This window comes from Streptomyces sp. NPDC059900 (assembly GCF_050270335.1).
In the GTDB taxonomy this organism is placed as follows: Bacteria; Actinomycetota; Actinomycetes; order Streptomycetales; family Streptomycetaceae; genus Streptomyces.
Genome location: NZ_JBNNJZ010000804.1, coordinates 1 through 2,909, shown reverse-complemented (window position 1 = coordinate 2,909; position 2,909 = coordinate 1). Strand labels below are relative to the sequence as shown.

Genomic DNA, 2,909 nt, shown 5'->3' with positions numbered 1-2,909 from the left:
GTCCTGGTCGATGCGGTCCAGGCCCCACGACGGCGGGTTGTCCTGGGTGGCGTTGATGCTGAACTTCTTGGACTGGACGACCTTGCCGACGGCCGGGTCGGCGGCCAGGCGCTTGGCGTCGGTCTCGCTCAGGCCCTTGGCCGAGAAGCCGTTGATGGCGGAGGAGTAGTTGTGCTTCAGCTTGCCGCCGTACTCCTTGGCCAGGTCGGACTTGGCGCCCTTGTCGGCCTTCTCGTCGAGCATGACGATGTAGCTGCCCGCGACGGCGCCCTTGGCGTCGGCTCCGTAGACCTTGCCCTCGGCGGGGGTTGCCGCACCGGCGAACGAGGTCGCGAAGACGGTGACTCCGACCGCGGTGGCGGCGGTGGCTATCGCCGCGACGAGCTTCACCGAGCGCACACGCTTGTGAGTTGCCATGAAGAGGGGTCTCCTCGTGGTGTCTGTGGGGGGATGTGGGGGGTTTTCAAAACTTCGCTGCAACGGCCCCCGAGATCCGGAAGATCTCCGGGCGTTGGGACGAAACCATGTCTGATTGACGCGCGCAGATCAATACCTACATACACCTGTGACTTGTTCAACAAGGTTCTGTAATAACAAATCGGGCCCCCGTCGGCAGATCGGACACCACGGGGCCGAATCTCGTAAGTCCGCATAGATGTAAGGGGCTTGTGACGGCTCGGCTCCTTCTTGACGAGGAGGCCGCCCGGTCCGCAGGGAGGAGAGCGTGCCCGCCCGGTTCACCGTCCGGCACGACGAGCGCATCCCCGCCCCCGCCCTAGCTTCGAGCCATGGGGAATCAAGGCATGCGAGTACGGGGGATCGCCGCCCGGGCCGGCGGATGGAGCGCCAGGCACCGCTGGGCGGCCGTGGGCATCTGGGTGCTCTTCGTGGTGGTGTCGATGGCGCTCGGCTCCGCCGTGGGCCGCACGGACGTCGACCAGAACGATCTCAAGGGCGAGATCAACCAGGCGACACGGATCGTGGACGACGCGGGCATCAAGGAGCCGGTCGGCGAGAGCGTCCTGGTCCAGGCGAAGGAGAGCGGACCCGGCGCCCTCAAGGCGACCGATCCGCGCTTCCGGCAGGCCGTGGACGACGTCATGAAGGCGGTGCGGGCCACCGGTGAGGTGACGGCGGTGACATCGCCGTACAAGAGCGAATCGGTCTCCGAGGACGGCCGCAGCGCCCTGGTGCGGTTCGACATGCGCGGGGACGACGAGACGGCGGGTGATCGTGTCGGGCCCGTCCTGGACGCCGTCGGGAAGGTGGCCGACAGGCACGAGGGCGACGGGCTGCGGGTCGAGGAGATCGGCGGCGCCAGCATGCAGAAGACGTTCGACGACGCCTTCGGCGAGGACTTCAAGCAGGCGGAGTACTCCGCGGTCCCCGTCGCCTTCGGCATCCTGCTCATCGCCTTCGGCGCGCTGGTCGCCGCGCTGCTTCCGGTGGCCCTCGCCGTCACCGCGATCATGGCGACGATGGGCCTGATGGCCCTGGTCAGCCAGGTCCAGCCGATGAGCGAGACGGCGAACTCGGTGATGCTCCTGGTGGGCCTGGCGGTCGGCGTCGACTACTGCCTCTTCTATCTGCGGCGCGAACGCGAGGAGCGCGCCAAGGGCCGTGACGCGCGGACGGCGCTGGAGATCGCGGCGGCCACCAGCGGCCGGGCCGTGGTCGTCTCGGGCATCACGGTGTGCGTGGCCATGGCTGGCATGCTGTTCACCGGCATCGGCGAGTTCGAGGCGATGGGCGTCGCCTCGCTGATGGTGGTCGCGGTCGCCATGGTGGGTTCGGTGACGGTCCTGCCCGCGCTGCTCTCGCTGCTGGGCGAGCGGGTGGAGAAGGGCCGGGTGCCGTTCCTGCGGCGCCGGGAGCGGGCGGGCGGCGTGCCGAGCGAGAGCAGGCTGTGGCGCGCGGTCGTGGGCCGGGTCCTGAAGCGTCCGGTCGTCTCGGTGGTGATCGCGGCGGGTGTCCTCGCGGCGATCGCGCTGCCCGCGCTCGGCATGAAGACCCAGCAGCTCACCCTCGACCAGGAGTTCGGCGACTCGCTGCCGATCGTGGCGACGTACGACCGGGTCAATGAGGCGTTCCCCGGCGGCTCCGAGCCCGCCGAGGTCGTCGTGAAGGCCGACGACATCGGCGCGGCCGACGTACGGGCGGCGATCGACGGCTTCCGGGAGCAGGCCGTAAGCTCGGGGGCGTCCGGCGGGCCCGTCGAGGTGAAGGTGCACCCGCGCGAGAACGTCGCGTTCCTCACCGTGCCGCTGGTCGGCGGCTCCGATCAGGGCAAGGCCGAGAAGAGCCTCGATCTGCTGCGGGACAAGGTGCGGCCCGCGACGCTCGGCGAGGTCGACGGCGTCGAGGCGCCGGTGACGGGGCAGGTGGCGGGCTCCAAGGACTTCAACGACCAGCTCTCCTCGTCGGTCCCGCCGGTGTTCGCGTTCGTGGTGGTCTTCGCGTTCGTGCTGATGCTGCTCTCGTTCCGCTCGCTGACGATCGCGATCACGTCGATCGTCCTCAACCTGCTCTCGGTGGGGGCGGCCTACGGAATCCTGGTGATCGTCTTCCAGCACGGCTGGGGCGCGTCACTGGTGGGCGCCGAGGGAGTGGGCGCGATCATCGCGTGGCTGCCGCTGTTCCTGTTCGTGATCCTCTTCGGCCTCTCGATGGACTATCACGTGTTCGTCGTGTCGCGGATCAGGGAGGCACGGCTCCAGGGGCGTACGACGAAGGATGCGATCAGCCACGGTGTGGTGACCACGGCGGGCGTCGTGACGAGCGCGGCCGTGATCATGGTCGCCGTCTTCGCCATCTTCGGGACGCTGTCCATGCAGTCCATGAAGCAGATGGGCGTCGGACTCGCGGCGGCGGTCCTCATCGACGCGACGGTGATCCGCGGAGTGCTGCTC

2 protein-coding genes are annotated in these 2,909 nt (G+C 68.8%); one reads left to right on the top strand and one right to left on the bottom strand.

Annotation, left to right across the window (positions count from 1 at the left end; translation table 11 throughout):
* Nucleotides 1–417: protease inhibitor I9 family protein (locus tag ACQKIP_RS44205; protein ID WP_427745581.1), on the bottom strand; the 417-nt coding region annotated here is incomplete at its 3' end.
* A 371-nt stretch (nucleotides 418–788) separates the two neighbouring features.
* Between ACQKIP_RS44205 and ACQKIP_RS44200 the strand changes: the two genes are divergently transcribed.
* Nucleotides 789–2,909, top strand: a 2,121-nt coding sequence (locus tag ACQKIP_RS44200; protein ID WP_427745580.1) for an MMPL family transporter, incomplete at its 3' end; no start/stop codon positions are given.